Raw genomic sequence first — 16,078 nt, forward strand, 5'->3', positions numbered from 1 at the left:
CAAAACCGCTGCGCACTTTTGCTGGAATTGCTCTAGGCGGTGCGTTGGGTGACCGGCATCCGCTTCCGGTCGTTTTTGCGGGCACGCAGAACCGGTCGCAAGGCCCGATAAAGCAACAGGACGACGATCAGGCCGATGTAGATATATTGCTCCAGCGTCAGCACCTTGGTCGAGAGTGCGAAATGCAAGGCTCCGAGTGCGGCGATCGGATAGATCAGCCGGTGAAGGCGGATCCAGTTTTTCCCGAGCTTGCGGATGGACGCCATGTTCGAGGTGACCGCCAGTGGTACCAGCAGCAGCAGGGCGCCCATGCCGAACATGATGAAGGGACGCTTGAGGACATCGGCAACGATGGCGTTGAGCACCAATGCCTGGTCGAGGATCGCATAGACCGAGAAATGCATCAGCGCGTAGTAGAAGGTCAGTAGCCCGAGCGCACGTCGATAGCGGATCAGGTTCCAGCCGGCGAGTTCGCGCAGGGGGCTGACGGCAAGCGTTGCGATCAGGAACCGCAGCGTCCAGATGCCGAGCAGCAGTTCGAATGTCTTGACGGGATCGGCACCGAGATTGCCGCTCGCGCCGAGATAAAAGGACCAGGCTGCTGGCAGCAGCCCGACGATGTAGAGCAGCCAGACGGACGCCGGCTGCCAGCGTTTGGGAAGACCTGTCGCCATCAGTAGTTCGCCCTGAGGTCCATGCCGGAATACAGGCTTGCGACCTCTTCGGCATAACCGTTGAAGGGCAATGTGGGACGGCGTTCACCCGACGAAAAGAAGCCGCCTTCGCCAATGCGCCTCTCCGTCGCCTGGCTCCAGCGCGGATGATCGACCTCGGGATTGACGTTGGCATAGAAGCCGTATTCCTGCGGATTGGTGACCTGCCAGGTGTTTTTCGGCTGCTGGTCGGTCAAGGTGATGCGCACGATCGATTTGATGCCCTTGAAACCGTATTTCCACGGCACGACCAGGCGGATCGGAGCGCCGTTCTGGTTCGGCAGCGTTTCGCCATAGAGACCGACGGCAAGCAGGGTCAGCGGATGTCGGGCTTCGTCGAGCCGCAGGCCTTCGATGTAGGGCCAATTGAGCGACTGGAAATAACCGCCCTGGCCCGGCATTTCTTCCGGCCGCACGACGGTTTCGAAAGAAACGTATTTTGCGCTTCCGAGCGGCTCCACCTTGTCGAGCAGGGCAGCGAGCGGAAAGCCGTTCCAGGGGATCACCATCGACCATGCCTCGACGCAGCGCATGCGGTAGACACGCTCCTCGACTGGAAAATCCTTGATCAACTGGTCGATGTCGAAGGTGCCGGGCTTGCCGACCATGCCGTCGACGGCAACCGTCCAGGGCCGTGGCTTGAAATCGCCGGAAAGGGCAGCCGGGTCGCCCTTGTCGAGGCCGAATTCGTAAAAATTGTTGTAGGTGGTGACGTCCTTCTGCGGCGTCAGCTTGTCGTCGACCTTGTATTGGCTCGGAACGACGGCAAGGGCGGCCGCCGCGGCCTGTGCGCCGCCAAGCATCGCAGCACCCGCAAGCGTGGCGGCGCCGAAAAAATTGCGGCGGTTGAGATAGAGGGACTGCGGCGTGATTTCCGAGGCGGCAATTCTTGGCGGGCGATAGGCGGCCATGGCACGTTCCTTTCAGCGTGATGCGCATCATACCGCCAATACGTGCCCGAGGATGTTTTTGTTACGGCGTTTGTGCCGGAATTCTTCCGTGGTTAAACCACATTTTCGTGTTTTGTCGTGAGGCGCCGTGTGCTGCACTGTTGTCGCTGCGCCTTATCAGACCCTCGCGGCTTGTACCGTACCGGATTCGGCCTACCTGATAGTGACAGATTCCAGCATTTGCGTTAGGACCTGAGAAAATTGGGCTGCGGTAGAGACGCCTTGCCCCGCATTCCCCGGATAGATTGAAAGACGTCGAGGAAAACACCATGCCTGCTTATCGTTCGAGAACCACGACCCACGGCCGCAACATGGCCGGTGCCCGCGGCCTTTGGCGCGCGACGGGCATGAAGGACAGCGATTTCGGCAAGCCGATCATTGCGGTGGTGAATTCGTTCACGCAGTTCGTGCCCGGCCACGTCCACCTCAAGGATCTCGGCCAGCTCGTTGCCCGCGAAATCGAAGCGGCCGGCGGCGTCGCCAAGGAATTCAACACCATCGCCGTCGATGACGGCATCGCCATGGGCCATGACGGCATGCTCTATTCGCTGCCGTCTCGCGAAATCATCGCCGACTCGGTCGAGTACATGGTCAATGCCCATTGCGCCGACGCCATGGTCTGCATCTCGAACTGCGACAAGATCACCCCCGGCATGCTGAATGCCGCCATGCGCCTGAACATTCCGGCCGTCTTCGTGTCCGGCGGTCCGATGGAAGCCGGCAAGGTCGTCCTGCATGGCAAGACGCACGCGCTCGATCTCGTCGATGCGATGGTCGCAGCCGCCGACGACAAGATTTCCGACGAGGACGTCAAGGTCATCGAACGCTCGGCCTGTCCGACCTGCGGTTCCTGTTCCGGCATGTTTACGGCCAACTCGATGAATTGCCTGACGGAAGCGCTCGGCCTGTCCTTGCCCGGCAACGGTTCGACGCTTGCCACGCACGCCGACCGCAAGCGGCTGTTCGTCGAGGCCGGTCACCTGATTGTCGATCTTGCTCGCCGCTATTACGAGCAGGAAGACGACAGCATCCTGCCGCGCAACGTCGCCAACAAGCGCGCCTTCGAAAACGCCATGTCGCTCGACATTGCCATGGGCGGCTCGACCAACACCGTGCTGCACATCCTCGCTGCTGCTTATGAAGGTGGCATCGACTTCAACATGGACGACATCGACCGCCTGTCGCGCAAGGTGCCGTGCCTCTCCAAGGTCGCGCCCGCCAAGCAGGACGTGCACATGGAAGACGTGCACCGCGCCGGCGGCATCATGCGCATCCTCGGCGAACTCGAGCGGGGCGGGCTGCTCCACCGCGACACGCCAACCGTACACGCCGAAACGCTGGGTGACGCCATCGATCGTTGGGACATCACCCGCACCAGCAGCGAGACCGTGCGCAAATTCTTCCGTGCTGCCCCCGGTGGCATCCCGACTCAGGTTGCTTTCAGCCAGGAAGCCCGCTGGGACGAATTGGATACCGACAGTGAAAAGGGTGTCATCCGCTCCGTCGAACATCCGTTCTCGAAGGATGGCGGCCTGGCCGTGCTCTCCGGCAACATCGCGCTCGACGGCTGCATCGTGAAAACGGCCGGCGTTGACGAGTCGATCCTGAAATTCTCCGGCCCGGCGGTCGTTTACGAAAGCCAGGACGCGGCGGTGAAGGGCATCCTCGGCAACGAGGTCAAGGCCGGTGACGTCGTCGTCATCCGCTACGAAGGCCCGAAGGGCGGCCCGGGCATGCAGGAAATGCTCTATCCGACCAGCTACCTGAAATCCAAGGGCCTCGGAAAGGCCTGCGCGCTGATCACCGACGGTCGCTTCTCCGGCGGCACGTCCGGTCTCTCCATCGGTCACGCCTCGCCGGAAGCGGCGCAGGGCGGCGCCATCGGCCTGGTGCGCAACGGCGATATCATCAATATCGACATTCCGAACCGCACCATCGACATCGCGATTTCCGACGCTGAACTCGCAACGCGCCGCGCCGAACAGGACAAGCTCGGCTGGAAGCCGGCTGCACCGCGCAAACGCAACGTCACCACGGCGCTGAAGGCCTATGCCGCCTTCGCCGCCAGCGCCGACAAGGGCGCCGTCCGCATCCTGCCGGAATAAGTGCCGGCGGCATTTGCCGTGCTATCGATCAGAACCCTTCCTTCGCCAGCCGAGGGAAGGGTTTTTCTTTGCGCAGGCCGCAACGCCCTTACAGCGGCCGGTTGATGTTCTTATAGGTTCCCCCAGCTGCGTCATGCGCTCGTCGTAGGCTGCCGCGATACAGGCGGCATCTGCGCTGCACGCCTGGCGCTTCTGCAGCCAGGCCGATTGTTCATCCTGCAAGGTGCCGCGGGCACCCATGGCAAGCAGGCCGGTGAGCAACTCGAATGTGGTGACCATTCGAACATCGGCATCGTTCAACGCCCTCGTATCGCAGATCGTCTTCTCGTCAGCCTTCAGTTCCGACGCTTCTCAATCGAAACTGGCGGCTATGGCACCGGTGGTCGTGCCCGAGACCAGCAGCAGCGCAAGGACGAGGGCAGTTGAAAAATGCGTCATAAGACTACTCCATGCTCAATCGGTGACATCCGGGTCTGCCGGCATATCTCGGTATTAGAGATGATGCAGTCTGCCGTTATGACAAGGAAGGATGGCCGCCGTGATGTTGCAGCCCCTTCCAAAGAAGGATCCCACGGGCGAATGCCGCCGGGACATGAAGGCTATCTGGCGGGCGTGTTTTCGTCTGGTGGTCCTGCCTGCCGTTTTCCATGCTTCCGCCCTCTTCCTTTTCTAGCGTCGAGCGTTAAAACCTGCCTGACCTGATATTTTCAAAAGGATCTCCCATGCGCGGCTTCACGATGCGCCTTTCGGCTTCCGTCCTGTCGTTTTTCCTCGTGATGCCGGCGGTGTATGCGCAAGACACGGCCAAAACCGTGCCCGAGAGCCAGCTGCAGATGCAGCTCTCCTTCGCGCCGCTCGTCAAGCAAACGGCCAATGCCGTCGTCAACGTTTACGCCGAGCGCATGGTCGAACGTCGCTCGCCTTTCGACGACCCGTTCTTCGAACAATTCTTCGGCCAGCGCATGCCGAACCGTACGGAGAAACAATCCTCGCTCGGTTCCGGCGTGATCGTCGAGGCCGATGGCACCGTCGTCACCAACAACCATGTCATCGAGGGCGCCGACGACATCAAGGTGGCGTTGGCCGATGGCCGCGAGTTTCCCTGTGAAGTGATCCTCAAGGACGACCGGCTGGATCTTGCCGTGCTGAAGATCAAGAACGGCGGCAACTTCCCGAGCCTGCCGATCGGGAACTCCGATGCGGTGGAGGTGGGCGATCTGGTGCTCGCCATCGGCAATCCGTTCGGTGTCGGCCAGACGGTGACGAGCGGCATCGTTTCGGCATTGGCGCGTAACCAGGTGGTCAAGTCGGAGTTCGGCTTCTTCATACAGACGGACGCATCGATCAATCCCGGTAATTCCGGCGGCGCGCTGATGAACATGAAAGGCGAACTGATCGGCATCAATACGGCGATTTTTTCGCGCGGCGGCGGCTCCAACGGCGTCGGTTTCGCCATTCCCGCCAATCTGGTGAAGGTGTTCCTGGCTTCGGCCGAAAGCGGCGCGCAACGTTTCGAGCGTCCGTATGTCGGCGCCACCTTCGAGCCGGTGACATCTGAAGTGGCCGAAGCGCTCGGGTTGAAGACCGCGCGGGGAGCGCTGGTGGTCAAGGTTGCCGGTGACGGACCGGCGGCAAAGGCCGGGCTGAAGCCGGGCGAGGTGGTGACGGCGGTCAACGGTGTGCCCGTCGAGCATCCCGATGCCCTGGGTTACCGGCTGACCACGGCGGGTCTCGGCATTGCCGTCGATCTGACCGTCCTCGACAACGGCAAGGAAGAGACGGTGAAGCTGACGCTCGACGGTGCTCCGGAAACGGCGCCGCGGGACCAGCGGCAGATCGAGGGCCGCAACCCGTTTGCCGGCGCTGTCGTTGCAAACCTCTCGCCGCGGGTGGCCGACGAGTTGCGCATGGCCAGCGACACGACCGGCGTGGTGGTCATGGAAGTCAAGCCGGGTTCGCCCGCCGACCGCCTCGGTTTTGCGGCGCGCGACGTGATCGTTGCGGTCAATGGCAATGCCGTCGATTCGACGAAGGCGCTGGAAGCGGCGCTGGAGGACGATCCGGGTTTCTGGCGGATCGAGATCGACCGCGACGGCCAGCGCTTGCGGCAGTTCTTCCGGTAACGGCCATCCGCTCGCGTGCTGCGGTTGCCGGCAGGCGCATCGTTTGAAAACAACAGCTTCGCTCCCCATTTATCCGGAGTGTAAGTTTGGAGATATGCGTGTCACTTTTCGAATCGCAGGCGCCCATACCGCTGGCCGAGGCGCTACGTCCCAGCACGCTGGCTGACGTGGTCGGTCAGGATCACCTGCTGGGTGAGGGCGGGCCGATCGCCCGCATGGTGAAGTCGGGATCGATTTCCTCCTTCATCCTCTGGGGGCCGCCGGGCGTCGGCAAGACGACGATCGCGCGGCTGGTCGCGGCGGAGGCGAATGCGCGGTTCGTGCAGCTTTCGGCGGTCATGTCGGGCGTGGCGGACCTGAGAAAGGTTTTCGAAGAAGCGAAGAAGGATCGGTCGCTGGGGCGCCAGACGATCCTGTTCATCGACGAGCTTCATCGCTTCAATCGCTCGACGCAGGATGCCCTGCTGCCGCACGTCGAGAGCGGCGTGATTACGCTGGTCGGCGCCACGACGGAGAATCCGAGTTTCAGCCTGGTCGGCGCCTTGTTGTCGCGCGCCAGGGTGTTCACGCTCAATCCGCTGGACCGGCAGGCGCTTGTCAAACTTCTGGAACGGGCAGAAGAACATGCGAAAAAACCGCTGCCGATCACCGCGTCGGCAAGAGATGCCCTGGTCGATCTGGCCGATGGCGACGGTCGTTATCTGATCGGCATGGTGGAGGAGCTGTTCCGGACCAATGTTGCCTCGCCGCTTGCCGAAAGCGACCTGGCGGTGTTCCTGCAGAAACGCATGCCGCTCTACGACAAGGCCAATGATGGGCATTACAACCTGCTGAGTTGTTTTCACAAAAGCCTGCGTGGCAGCGATGTCAACGCCGCCCTGTATTGGGCGGCGAGGATGATCGAAGGCGGTGAAGACCCGAATGTGGTTTTCCGGCGCCTGGCATGCGCCGCCTCCGAGGACGTCGGGCTGGCCGACCCGCAAGCCTTGCAGCAGGTCATCACCGCGTGGGAAGCCTTCGAGCGCATCGGCTGGCCGGAGGCTCGGCTTTTCCTGGCGCAGGCGATCGTCTACGTCGCGACGTGCCCGAAATCCAATGCATCATACCGGGCATTCGATGCCGCGACCGCGCTTGCACGGCAAACCGGGTCGATCCCGCCGCCGAAAAACATTCTCAACGCCCCGACGAAACTCATGAAGCAACTGGGTTACCACGAGGGATATCTTTACGACCACGATTTTCCGGATGCCTTTAGCGGACAGATGTTCTTCCCCGCCGAGCTGGGCGACAAGGACCTCGATTTCTACAAACCCAATGAACGAGGCTACGAACGCGAGCTTTCGAAAAGGCTGCATTACTGGAAAAGGCTGAAAGGCCAGAAGTCGGATTGAGGAAACGTCCCGGCCGGCCGTGCCGTCAGCCGGCCGCAGGTTCCGCCGGCTGGTAGCGAGCAGGGCTGACGCTGTCGATCATCTTGACGCTTGATTCCGCCAGGCCGTGCTGGCCTTCCATATCGACGACCAGATGCCACGGGCCGGTTTCCGGAATGGTCAGCTTGATGGGCGAGCGCCGTGCGACGCCGCCGATGAATTGATGTTTCAGCACTTCCTTGAAGGCCTGGAAGTTCCAGGGGCTCATGAGCCTGACGTTGCAGACGGCTGAGAGCGTGACTTCGATGACGGTGCCTGCACGTAAGTTGCCCAAGTCATAATGCGTATAACGGAAGGCCGGCTTGGGCATTCTACTTCTCTTCATCCCTTCATGGATCGTGGGGTCACATGCTAGATTTTCAGAGTTAAGGAAAAGTTTCCCAGCGGTTGCAACGCCGGCAATAATTCACTTATCCACAGGTATCGGACCGCGCCGAGGAGTTTTTGCGAAATCGGCATGGAGATCGGGCAACGTGCCTTCCGGTATGCGACGGACCTGCCGTGGGTCATGTCCTGCTTCCTCCGTCGCAAAATGGATTGCGGCTCCTTCATTGGCAAAAAGACCGCCGATCCGACCCAGCCGGTCGTGGACGACCCAGAATCCGTGACAATCGCGCCCCACGAGAAAACGGGCGGCGATTGTCGGATCGATGCGGTGTGCTTCATGCATCATGGTCGTGTTCCTTCGTTGTTCGCGTATCAACGGCCGAGCCAGTGAACCAGGATCTGGATGAGGCCGGCATAAAGCAGTACCGCGCCGAATTGCAGCGCCACCGTCAGCAGACCGAAATGCCATGCCTGGAAGGGTGAGGGTTTGATCATGCCTGACAGGGCAATGGCGGTTCGCCGCTGGACCGAAGCGTGGTCGACATGGCGGTGATGAGACGACATCTTCAAATTCCTTTCGATGGAATGTTTTGGTGCGCAGCGATTTCTTCGTGCCCGCGTCATATTCCGGAATCTCGGGCTGGGGAGAGGTGGATTTCCATGCGGCGAAAACGGCAAAGAGATTAAAGCCGCATAAGAAAACAGGGGCCTATATATCCAGGCGCGCGAGGGGACCGGGCCTGTTCGTTGCTTCTGCCGCCTCGAGAAACGGCGCAAGCGCCATGCGCAATGCAATCGTCGTTTCCGGCTCGATGGGGGTCAGCGGCAGGCGCGTATCGCATTCCAGCCCGCGCAACAGCATCAGCGCATATTTCAGCGTTGCGGCAAGCGGTTCGCGCTGCAACGCCTGGCGAAGTGGGGCGAGACGATCGTCGATGTTCAACGCGGCGTCGAGCTGGCCGCTGGCCGCGGCCCGATAGGCCGACACCGTCAGTCGTGGGGCGATATTGGCGAGCGCCGAGAGCACCCCGCAGCCGCCGGCAATGGTAAAGGCGAGCGCCGTATCATCATGTGCGGACAATATCGGCAGACGGTCCCTGACGGCGCGGGGCAAGGTTGCGATCCGGGTGATGTCGCCGGAGGCGTCTGCCAGCGCGGCAATGCCCGGAATATCCGCCAGGCAGGCGATGCTGGCCGGGGTCAGGTCGACGGCGGTTCGTGCCGGCGCATTTTCGACGATGACAGGCAAGCTGCCATTGGCGGCGACCGCGCCGAAATGATGGAGGATGCCGGCCTGCGTCGGCTTGTTGTAGAACGGCACGGTTACCAGCACTGCGTTTGCGCCCAGCCGGGCAGCCTGCCGGGAAAGGCCTATGGCGGCCTCCGTATTGTTGCTGCCGACGGCGACGATGACCTGCACGCGGTTTTCCGCCACATCGACCGCCAGCGTGATCAGCCGCTCCCGTTCCATGGCGTCGATTGCCCAGCCTTCGCCGGTCGTACCGCAAAGCAGGATGCCGTCGATGCCGTTGCGGATCTGGCATTCGAGCAGCGCCATCCAGCCGACGGTATCGATTTCGCCGTCCTTGAAGGGCGTGATGAGCGAGGTGATCACACCGCCCGGTCGGAATTCTTTGTGCATGGGGGTCATCCTTCAGGAAGTTCGGTTCACCGGCTGCCGCAAAACAACAGGAGCGCGAGGCCGCCGGAAACGGCGAGGATCAGCAGCAGTGCTTTGGCGCGGTACCGGCGCTGCTCCCGACGTGTCGGGACGGTTGTGCCCGGGCAGGCGCGACGGGCTGTCGGAAAGCGGCAGCGGATGGCCTTGGGCATGTCGGCGAGGACGGGGGAACGCATCAGGGGGCACCGGTTGATCTGCCGACAACCTAGTCCCGTCCTTCGTAGGAAAGCCATTCGGCGGCGGCAGCGAAGAAATAGGCAAAGCATAGGCGAAAAATTCGTCTCGGCTGTCGGCTGCATGGCGGTCCGGACGTCCTTGGGGCGACAGACGACAAAAGGAGGATCGCCATGAGAAAGCTGACACTGATCGCCCTGATTGCCGCCGCGTTCGGCGCAATGGCTTTGCCGCAAAATCTGAAGGCACAAGAGGAGAATACCCCCATGACCGACACCACAACCGCCGCCGCACCGCAAAAGAGCGGCCGCCTTTCCATCAATGGCATCGATTATTATTACGAAATCCGCGGCAAGGGCGAACCGCTGCTGCTCCTGCACGGCGGCCTCGGTTCGACCGGCATGTTCGAGCCGGTGATGCCGGTCTTCACCGACCATCGCCAGGTCATCGCCGTCGATCTCCAGGGCCACGGCCGCACGCCGCTGGGCAACCGGCCGATCGACCTGGTGGCACTCGGGGCCGACATGGCGGGGCTGACGAAAGCACTGGGCTACGACAAGCTCGATGTACTCGGTTATTCCTTCGGGGCGGGCGTGGCCTTGCAGTTCGCCGCCCAGGCGCCGGCACAGGTGAACAGGCTGGTGCTGGTTTCCGCCCCTTATGCCCGAGACGGTTTTTTCCCCGAGATGTTGCCGCAGCAGGCTTCGGTCGGTGCCGGCATGGCCGAGATGATGAAGGGCACGCCGATGTACATCTCTTATGCGGCGGTTGCTCCCGATATATCGGAGTTCCCAAGGCTCCTGGATGCCATGGGTGCGCTGATGCGCAAGCCCTACGATTTTTCCGCCGATGTCGAAAAGCTCGCCATGCCGGTCATGCTGATCTTCGGCGACAGCGACATGGTGCGGCCGGAGCACATCGTCGACTTCTACCAAAAGCTTGGCGGCGGGCTGAAGGATGCCGGTTGGATGCGGGAAAACATGTCGAAGAACCGGCTGGCCATCCTGCCTGACCTGACCCACTACGAGGCCTTCGCCTCGCCGCTGATGGCGACGGTCGCCATGGGTTTCCTCGACGGCAAGAGCAATGCACCGAATTGGGCAGAGCAGGTTTCCAAATAGGTGAAATGGGGAACGGAGGCGCGCGGACCGGCGCGCCTCGCTTTTTGTGGAACCGCAGGGATAGCTGGTGTGAGTGCCGGTTGCAGGCAGGCCAGATCAGGGCTCCGCAGGCTCGACCACGATAAAAATCATCGATCTTTCAATAGCCTGCCGACATATCCCGACTCAACCTGCGAAGCGCTTGAATCAATCTGTGAGCAGCCGGCAGGGCTGCGTCAGAATTTCTTCTTGAGAAAATAGCGCGGTACGGCGCCATCGCCGCCTTCGAGTTCGCCGAACAGCGTGTAGCCGAGCTTTTCGTAAAAAGGGCGTGCCTGGAATTCGAACGTATCCAGCCAGACGCCGATGTAACCGCGCGCCCTGGCGATGTTTTCGGCTTCGGTGATCAGCCGTGTGCCGAGCCCCATGCCGCGATACTGCTCCGGGATGACAAGGAGTTTCACGAAAGCCCAGCCATACCCATCGATGCCATAGAGACCGCCGGTGACGGAATTGGTTTCCGGGTCGCGGATGGCGATGGCGAAATCCGGCTCCTCGGGCATGAAGTCGCGCATCTTGACGTTAAACGCCGTCAGGGCGGCATCGATGCCGGCTCTGACATCCGGGGCGGGGTCGGTGGGGATGATGTCGATGATGGGGAGCATGGCGCGACAATAAGGGTTCCAGCGGGGTTAGAACGGGATCTCGATAGTCATCATAGCAGGCGGCGGCTTCATCGCATGCCTTGAGAAGCTTCGCCTACGCCGCACCCCGTTGCAAGGCTTCCGCCGTTTCTTCCGGACGCGTTGCAATTACTTTCAAATAGGCTTTTGCCGTCTGGTCCGGTTCCGACCGACCTTGTTCCCAATCCCGCAGCGTGCCGAGCGGGATCTGATAGCGTGTGGAAAATTCTTCCTGCGTCAGGCCCAAGGCACGACGAATGACCTTGACGCGGGCCATCGTCGCGGCAGCGCGGATTTCGGTGGCGCTCAGCGGCGGGTTGTCCGCATCCGACAGCGCATTGATTTCGGCTTCGGCATCGTTCATCTGGCCCAAATGTTGCCAGTTCGTGCCGTCCGACGATTTACCACCGTGCCCGCTCATATTCGTGTCGCTCCGTCTTCGTCGATCTTCGCGCCGAGATGAGGCGAACCTTGTCGCCGCGTTCCGTATAGATCACCGTCAGGAAAATGCCGTTTCCCACGCCGATGATCCGGCGGCGCAATTCGCCGTAGTCCATGCTGCGCTCTTCAATATCCAGAGCGAACGGATCGTGAAAAACAGCAGAGGCTGCGGCAAAGCCGACGCCATGTTTGGCGAGGTTTGCCACAGCCTTCTGTTCTTCCCATTCGAACTCTAGCATGAGTTCCTACTGGTTACCAGTAGTGCCTCAGCTGCAGCCGCTGGTCGCACCGCATGTGTCGCACTTCTCGCAGGTGCCGTTGCGCACCATGGTGAAGTTCTGGCACTCGGTGCACATGTTGCCGGTGTAGCCTTGCATGATCGAGCGGGCGCGGCGTTCGGCTTCCAGCTTCTTGGCTTCCGTCTTGGCGGTCGCGGCATCGGCTGCGGCCTTGTCGGAGAAGAGGGCGGTTGCTTCCTGTTCGGTCTCTTCCGTTACCTCTTCGGCGATTTCTTCGGCCAATTCACGGGCGCGTTCCTCGTAATCGCGCTTGAAGGCGACGATTTCGGAGGTGGACGTCGAGGCGATCGGCTCCAGCTTGCGGGCGGCGTTGCCGGTGAAGGCGGTGATCGTCGCGCCGCTGGAGGCCTTGGCGGGAGCAGCCGTGGCAGAACCCTTCGGCTCGGCGAGCTGGCGTTCGGAACCGGTGCCGGGAACGAGCGTCGGCTTGTAGCCGCGGGTCCAGCCGGTCGAGAGCAGGTTGGTGCGGCCTTCCTGGATGCCCTTGCCGAGTGCGGTGTTGGAGAAATCCGACGTATCGACATGGGCGAGGTCGTGGCGGCCGAGATAGGAGACGGCGAGTTCACGGAACACGTAGTCGAGGATCGACGTGGCGTTCTTGATCGCGTCGTTGCCCTGGACCATGCCGGCCGGCTCGAACTTGGTGAAGGTAAAGGCCTCGACATATTCTTCGAGCGGCACGCCGTACTGCAGGCCGAGCGAGATGGCGATGGCAAAATTGTTCATCATGGCGCGGAAGGCGGCGCCTTCCTTGTGCATGTCGATGAAGATTTCGCCGAGGCGGCCGTCACCGAACTCGCCGGTGCGCAGGTAGACCTTGTGGCCGCCGACGATGGCCTTCTGGGTGTAACCCTGGCGGCGGTTCGGCAGCTTTTCGCGGTCGCGGACGACCTTCTCGATGATCCGTTCGACGATCTTTTCCGTGACCGTGACGGCCTGAACGGCGGCCGGCGCCTGGATCAGTTCCTCGACGGCATCCTCGTCGTCCTCATCCTCGATCAGCGAGGCGTTGAGCGGCTGCGAAAGCTTGGAGCCGTCGCGATAGAGCGCATTGGCCTTGAGGCCGAGCTTCCACGACAGCATGTAGGCGTTCTTGCAATCCTCGACGGTCGCCTCGTTCGGCATGTTGATCGTCTTGGAAATGGCGCCGGAGATGAACGGCTGGGCGGCCGCCATCATGCGGATGTGGCTTTCGACCGAGAGGTAACGCTTGCCGATCTTGCCGCAGGGGTTGGCGCAATCGAAGACGGCGAGGTGCTCGTCCTTGAGATGCGGGGCGCCTTCCAGCGTCATCGCGCCGCAGACATGCACGTTGGCCGCTTCGATGTCCTTGCGCGAGAAACCGATATGCTCGAGCAGGTTGAAGCTCATGTCGGAGAGCTGCTCGTCGGTGACCTTGAGAACCTGCTTCAGGAAGTCGGCGCCGAGCGTCCACTGGTTGAAGACGAACTTGATGTCGAAGGCCTGTCCGAGTGCGGCGTTGACGGCATCAATTTTCTCCTGCGTAAAGCCCTTGACCTTCAGCGTCGAGGGATTGACCGCCGGCGCCTGGTTCAGGTTGCCGTGGCCGACGGCATAGGCCTCGATCTCGGCGATCTGGCTTTCGGTGTAGCCGAGCGTGCGCAGGGCTTCCGGAACGGCACGGTTGATGATCTTGAAGTAGCCGCCGCCGGCGAGCTTCTTGAACTTCACCAGGGCGAAATCGGGTTCGATGCCGGTGGTGTCGCAATCCATGACCAGGCCGATGGTGCCGGTGGGGGCGATGACCGTCGTCTGGGCGTTGCGGTAGCCGTGCTTTTCACCGAGTTCCAGCGCCTTGTCCCAGGCGGCCTTGGCATGGGTTATGAGGTCCTGGTCCGGGCAATCGCCGTGGATCAGTGCCACCGGATTGACCGACAGCGCCTCGTAACCGGAAGATTTTCCGTGGGCGGCGCGGCGGTGGTTGCGCATGACGCGCAGCATGTTGTCGCGGTTCGGCTTGAAGTTCGGGAAAGTGCCCAGTTCGGCAGCCATTTCCGCCGAGGTGGCGTAGGAGATACCGGTCATGATCGCGGTCAAGGCACCGCCGATGGCGCGGCCTTCCGCAGAGTCATACGGAATACCCGAGGACATCAGCAGGCCGCCGATGTTGGCATAACCGAGGCCGAGCGTGCGGTATTCGTAGGAGCGTTCGGCAATCTGTCGCGATGGGAACTGTGCCATCATCACGGAGACTTCGAGCACGATGGTCCACAGGCGGACAGCATGTTCGTAATCGGCGATGTTGATGTTCTTGGTTGCCGCGTCCTTGAACTGCATCAGGTTGAGCGAGGCAAGGTTGCAGGCCGTGTCGTCGAGGAACATGTATTCCGAGCACGGGTTGGAGGCGCGGATCGGGCCGGCCGCCGGCGAGGTGTGCCAGTCGTTCATCGTCGTGTTGAAATGCAGGCCGGGATCGGCCGATGCCCAGGCGGCGTAGGAGATCTGCTCCCAGAGGTCGCGGGCCTTCAGCGTCTTCATGACGCGGCCGTCCTTGCGGGCGGTCAGGTTCCAGTCGCCGTCGTTCTCGACCGCCTTGAGGAAGTCGTCCTTGAGCGAAACGGAGTTGTTGGAGTTCTGGCCGGAAACGGTGAGATAGGCTTCCGAATCCCAATCCGTGTCATAGGTCTTGAACTTCAGGTCGGTGTAACCCTGGCGCGCGAACTGCATGACGCGCTGCACATAGTTTTCCGGCACCTGGTCCTTCTTGGCGGCGCGGATTTCGCGCTTCAGGGCCGGGTTCTTGGTCGGGTCGAAACGGTCTTCGCCGGAAAGCTCCGAGCAGGCCTTCATGATCGCCTTCAGGTGCGAAGCGACGATCTTCGAGCCGGTGACGAGGGCCGCCACCTTCTGCTCTTCCTTGACCTTCCAGTTGATGTATTCCTCGATGTCAGGATGGTCGATATCGACCACCACCATCTTGGCGGCGCGGCGCGTCGTACCGCCCGACTTGATGGCGCCGGCGGCGCGGTCGCCGATCTTCAGGAACGACATCAGGCCGGAGGACTTGCCGCCGCCCGAAAGCTTTTCGCCTTCGCCGCGCAGGTAGGAGAAGTTGGAACCGGTGCCGGAACCGTACTTGAACAGACGGGCTTCGCGCACCCACAGGTCCATGATGCCGCCTTCGTTGACCAGGTCGTCCTCGACGGACTGGATGAAGCAGGCATGCGGCTGCGGATGTTCATAGGCCGACTTGGACTTGGTCAGCTTTCCGGTGAAGGGGTCGACGTAGAAATGGCCCTGGCCGGGACCGTCGATGCCATAGGCCCAGTGCAGGCCGGTGTTGAACCATTGCGGGCTGTTCGGCGCGACACGCTGGGTGGCGAGCATGTAGGCCAGTTCGTCGCGGAAGGCGAGCGCATCCGCCTCCGACGAGAAATAGCCGCCCTTCCAGCCCCAGTAGGTCCAGGTGCCGGCGAGACGATCGAAGACCTGCCGCGCGTCGGTTTCCGAACCGTACTGCTCTTCCTTGGGAAGGTCCTTGAGGGCCGCCGCATCCGGCTCCGAGCGCCACAGCCAGGAAGGAACGGAATTTTCTTCGACCTTCTTCAGCTTGGCGGGAACGCCGGCCTTGCGGAAATATTTCTGCGCCAGAATGTCGGCCGAGACCTGGCTGAACTGCGCGGGAACGTCGATATTGGCCAGGCGGAAAACGATCGAACCGTCGGGGTTCTTGATCTCGCTGGTGGCCTTTCGGAAGTCGATGTCGGCGTAAGGCGACTGGCCTTCCTGGGTGAAACGACGTTCTATGCGCATGTCCGTCAATCCTCGTTTATGACGCGCCCGCCCTCGTTAGCGAGGCGCAAAAAAATCCTGTCCGGCTTCGCAATGAGCTTGCGCAGCCAGTTCGTCTTCCGCTTCCGGTGGGAACACATTTGAAGATGTGGACCCTGTATCTTGTGGTGAATTAGGCTGCAAACCCTAAATATAGTAGAATTCGTTTTATTAACAAGTTGTTGCCGCCCGCTCTCGCATCACGTTTTCTAACAGCGGCAGAAATCGGCGCAAACACAGCGCCGCGCGCGTTCGTGATG

The 16,078-nt window shown here is 61.5% G+C and carries 15 protein-coding genes and 1 pseudogene; 4 read left to right on the forward strand and 12 right to left on the reverse strand.

Annotated elements, in window-relative coordinates; all coding sequences use genetic code 11:
* Positions 1–32: 32 nt before the first annotated feature.
* A complete protein-coding gene (msrQ, locus tag ACSQ3I_RS12400) occupies positions 33–674 on the reverse strand; it encodes a protein-methionine-sulfoxide reductase heme-binding subunit MsrQ (protein WP_435999258.1) in 642 nt (213 codons plus the stop codon).
* Entirely contained in the window at positions 674–1,624 is a 951-nt protein-coding gene (gene msrP / locus ACSQ3I_RS12405; protein WP_435999259.1) for a protein-methionine-sulfoxide reductase catalytic subunit MsrP, read from the reverse strand. The genes msrQ and msrP overlap by 1 nt, the downstream gene beginning before the upstream one ends.
* Positions 1,625–1,932: 308 nt before the next feature.
* On the opposite strand from msrP, the gene ilvD reads away from it, so the two are divergent.
* Positions 1,933–3,768 carry a dihydroxy-acid dehydratase gene (gene ilvD, locus ACSQ3I_RS12410; RefSeq protein ID WP_435999260.1) on the forward strand — a complete coding sequence of 612 codons (1,836 nt, stop codon included), beginning with the start codon at positions 1,933–1,935 and terminating at the stop codon, positions 3,766–3,768.
* A gap of 88 nt (positions 3,769–3,856) precedes the next feature.
* On the opposite strand, the pseudogene ACSQ3I_RS12415 reads toward ilvD, so the two are convergent.
* Positions 3,857–4,206 (reverse strand): annotated as a pseudogene (locus ACSQ3I_RS12415) (lysozyme inhibitor LprI family protein).
* A gap of 284 nt (positions 4,207–4,490) precedes the next feature.
* On the opposite strand from ACSQ3I_RS12415, the gene ACSQ3I_RS12420 reads away from it, so the two are divergent.
* Both ACSQ3I_RS12420 and ACSQ3I_RS12425 read left to right on the forward strand, forming a co-directional pair.
* The gene (locus tag ACSQ3I_RS12420) at positions 4,491–5,891 is read left to right on the forward strand and encodes a DegQ family serine endoprotease (protein WP_435999261.1); all 1,401 of its coding nucleotides are present in this window, start codon (positions 4,491–4,493) and stop codon (positions 5,889–5,891) included.
* Between the two features lie 98 nt (positions 5,892–5,989).
* Complete coding sequence (locus ACSQ3I_RS12425) at positions 5,990–7,282, forward strand: replication-associated recombination protein A (protein ID WP_435999263.1); 1,293 nt, start codon at positions 5,990–5,992, stop codon at positions 7,280–7,282.
* A 25-nt stretch (positions 7,283–7,307) separates the two neighbouring features.
* Here ACSQ3I_RS12425 and ACSQ3I_RS12430 read toward each other — a convergent pair whose 3' ends face one another.
* From ACSQ3I_RS12430 to ACSQ3I_RS12450, 5 genes are all read right to left on the reverse strand, one after another.
* Entirely contained in the window at positions 7,308–7,631 is a 324-nt protein-coding gene (locus ACSQ3I_RS12430; RefSeq protein ID WP_435999265.1) for a DUF1883 domain-containing protein, read from the reverse strand.
* Between the two features lie 96 nt (positions 7,632–7,727).
* A complete protein-coding gene (locus ACSQ3I_RS12435; RefSeq protein ID WP_435999266.1) occupies positions 7,728–7,994 on the reverse strand; it encodes a hypothetical protein in 267 nt (88 codons plus the stop codon).
* Positions 7,995–8,020: 26 nt separating this feature from the next.
* Complete coding sequence (locus ACSQ3I_RS12440; RefSeq protein ID WP_435999268.1) at positions 8,021–8,212, reverse strand: hypothetical protein; 192 nt, start codon at positions 8,210–8,212, stop codon at positions 8,021–8,023.
* Between the two features lie 145 nt (positions 8,213–8,357).
* The gene (dapA, locus tag ACSQ3I_RS12445; protein ID WP_435999269.1) at positions 8,358–9,290 is read right to left on the reverse strand and encodes a 4-hydroxy-tetrahydrodipicolinate synthase; all 933 of its coding nucleotides are present in this window, start codon (positions 9,288–9,290) and stop codon (positions 8,358–8,360) included.
* 26 nt (positions 9,291–9,316) lie between these two features.
* Entirely contained in the window at positions 9,317–9,505 is a 189-nt protein-coding gene (locus ACSQ3I_RS12450; RefSeq protein ID WP_435999271.1) for a hypothetical protein, read from the reverse strand.
* Positions 9,506–9,724: 219 nt separating this feature from the next.
* On the opposite strand from ACSQ3I_RS12450, the gene ACSQ3I_RS12455 reads away from it, so the two are divergent.
* Positions 9,725–10,624, forward strand: a complete 900-nt coding sequence (locus ACSQ3I_RS12455) for an alpha/beta fold hydrolase (RefSeq protein WP_435999661.1) — start codon at positions 9,725–9,727, stop codon at positions 10,622–10,624.
* A gap of 215 nt (positions 10,625–10,839) precedes the next feature.
* On the opposite strand, the gene ACSQ3I_RS12460 is transcribed toward ACSQ3I_RS12455, so the two are convergent.
* The 4 genes from ACSQ3I_RS12460 to ACSQ3I_RS12475 form a co-directional block, all read right to left on the reverse strand.
* On the reverse strand, positions 10,840–11,268 hold the full coding sequence (locus tag ACSQ3I_RS12460; protein WP_435999273.1) for a GNAT family N-acetyltransferase: 429 nt from the start codon (positions 11,266–11,268) through the stop codon (positions 10,840–10,842).
* A gap of 94 nt (positions 11,269–11,362) precedes the next feature.
* Entirely contained in the window at positions 11,363–11,707 is a 345-nt protein-coding gene (locus ACSQ3I_RS12465) for a helix-turn-helix domain-containing protein (protein ID WP_435999275.1), read from the reverse strand.
* Positions 11,688–11,966 carry a BrnT family toxin gene (locus ACSQ3I_RS12470; RefSeq protein ID WP_435999277.1) on the reverse strand — a complete coding sequence of 93 codons (279 nt, stop codon included), beginning with the start codon at positions 11,964–11,966 and terminating at the stop codon, positions 11,688–11,690. The genes ACSQ3I_RS12465 and ACSQ3I_RS12470 overlap by 20 nt, the downstream gene beginning before the upstream one ends.
* 27 nt (positions 11,967–11,993) lie before the next feature.
* Complete coding sequence (locus tag ACSQ3I_RS12475; RefSeq protein WP_435999279.1) at positions 11,994–15,800, reverse strand: vitamin B12-dependent ribonucleotide reductase; 3,807 nt, start codon at positions 15,798–15,800, stop codon at positions 11,994–11,996.
* Positions 15,801–16,078: the final 278 nt, after the last annotated feature.

The organism is Rhizobium sp. LjRoot30, assembly GCF_964253915.1.
GTDB lineage: Bacteria > Pseudomonadota > Alphaproteobacteria > Rhizobiales > Rhizobiaceae > Metarhizobium.

What these genes read in the sequence shown, in the direction of transcription:
- dapA (WP_435999269.1), bottom strand. Translation starts at nt 9,290, where the DNA reads ATGCACAAAGAATTCCGACCGGGCGGTGTGATCACCTCGCTCATCACG.
- ACSQ3I_RS12435 (WP_435999266.1), bottom strand. Translation starts at nt 7,994, where the DNA reads ATGATGCATGAAGCACACCGCATCGATCCGACAATCGCCGCCCGTTTT.
- ACSQ3I_RS12465 (WP_435999275.1), bottom strand. Translation starts at nt 11,707, where the DNA reads ATGAGCGGGCACGGTGGTAAATCGTCGGACGGCACGAACTGGCAACAT.
- ACSQ3I_RS12460 (WP_435999273.1), bottom strand. Translation starts at nt 11,268, where the DNA reads ATGCTCCCCATCATCGACATCATCCCCACCGACCCCGCCCCGGATGTC.
- ACSQ3I_RS12450 (WP_435999271.1), bottom strand. Translation starts at nt 9,505, where the DNA reads ATGCGTTCCCCCGTCCTCGCCGACATGCCCAAGGCCATCCGCTGCCGC.
- ilvD (WP_435999260.1), top strand. Translation starts at nt 1,933, where the DNA reads ATGCCTGCTTATCGTTCGAGAACCACGACCCACGGCCGCAACATGGCC.
- ACSQ3I_RS12475 (WP_435999279.1), bottom strand. Translation starts at nt 15,800, where the DNA reads ATGCGCATAGAACGTCGTTTCACCCAGGAAGGCCAGTCGCCTTACGCC.
- ACSQ3I_RS12455 (WP_435999661.1), top strand. Translation starts at nt 9,725, where the DNA reads ATGGCTTTGCCGCAAAATCTGAAGGCACAAGAGGAGAATACCCCCATG.
- msrQ (WP_435999258.1), bottom strand. Translation starts at nt 674, where the DNA reads ATGGCGACAGGTCTTCCCAAACGCTGGCAGCCGGCGTCCGTCTGGCTG.
- ACSQ3I_RS12440 (WP_435999268.1), bottom strand. Translation starts at nt 8,212, where the DNA reads ATGTCGTCTCATCACCGCCATGTCGACCACGCTTCGGTCCAGCGGCGA.
- ACSQ3I_RS12470 (WP_435999277.1), bottom strand. Translation starts at nt 11,966, where the DNA reads ATGCTAGAGTTCGAATGGGAAGAACAGAAGGCTGTGGCAAACCTCGCC.
- ACSQ3I_RS12420 (WP_435999261.1), top strand. Translation starts at nt 4,491, where the DNA reads ATGCGCGGCTTCACGATGCGCCTTTCGGCTTCCGTCCTGTCGTTTTTC.
- msrP (WP_435999259.1), bottom strand. Translation starts at nt 1,624, where the DNA reads ATGGCCGCCTATCGCCCGCCAAGAATTGCCGCCTCGGAAATCACGCCG.
- ACSQ3I_RS12430 (WP_435999265.1), bottom strand. Translation starts at nt 7,631, where the DNA reads ATGCCCAAGCCGGCCTTCCGTTATACGCATTATGACTTGGGCAACTTA.